The organism is Pantoea sp. ICBG 828 (assembly GCF_002928355.1).
GTDB classification, from domain to species: domain Bacteria; phylum Pseudomonadota; class Gammaproteobacteria; order Enterobacterales; family Enterobacteriaceae; genus Pantoea; species Pantoea dispersa.
In genome coordinates, this window is sequence record NZ_POWN01000027.1 from 1 (window position 1) to 569 (window position 569).

Annotated in this window: 1 tRNA gene and 2 rRNA genes; all 3 read right to left on the reverse strand. The window is 50.6% G+C overall.

Annotation, left to right across the window (positions count from 1 at the left end):
* A 23S ribosomal RNA gene (locus tag C1Y43_RS23455) occupies positions 1-108 on the reverse strand; the annotation flags it as partial.
* Positions 109-323: 215 nt separating this feature from the next.
* A tRNA-Glu gene (locus C1Y43_RS23460) sits at positions 324-398 on the reverse strand.
* An 88-nt stretch (positions 399-486) separates the two neighbouring features.
* Positions 487-569 (reverse strand): 16S ribosomal RNA (locus C1Y43_RS23465); the annotation flags it as partial.

Sequence of the window (569 nt, forward strand, 5' to 3'; positions counted from 1 at the left end):
ACGGCTGTAGCGGTTCATATCACCTTACCGTCGCTTTTCGCAGATTAGCACGTCCTTCATCGCCTCTGACTGCCAGGGCATCCACCGTGTACGCTTAGTCGCTTAACCTCACAACCCACAGGCGTTTTGCAACGCTGCAGACTGCAAGCATTTGAGAGACTCGAACGCATCGTAAATTTCATTCTTATTACGGAGAATGAACACGACGCGTCGTTTCAAATTTTCAGCTTGTTCCGGATTGTTAAAGAGCAATATCTCAAACACGACGTTACCGTCAGTTTTGAGATATTCTGTGGAGACACCTTTCACCTGTCACCAAGCAGTGGCGTCCCCTAGGGGATTCGAACCCCTGTTGCCGCCGTGAAAGGGCGGAGTCCTAACCGCTAGACGAAGGGGACACAAAGTGTCACGACTTCGCAGCCGTCCTGCTCGTTACTTTTCTATCAGACAATCTGTGTGAGCACTTCGCGGGAAGGTATCTTCAGGTAAGGAGGTGATCCAACCGCAGGTTCCCCTACGGTTACCTTGTTACGACTTCACCCCAGTCATGAATCACAAAGTGGTAAGCG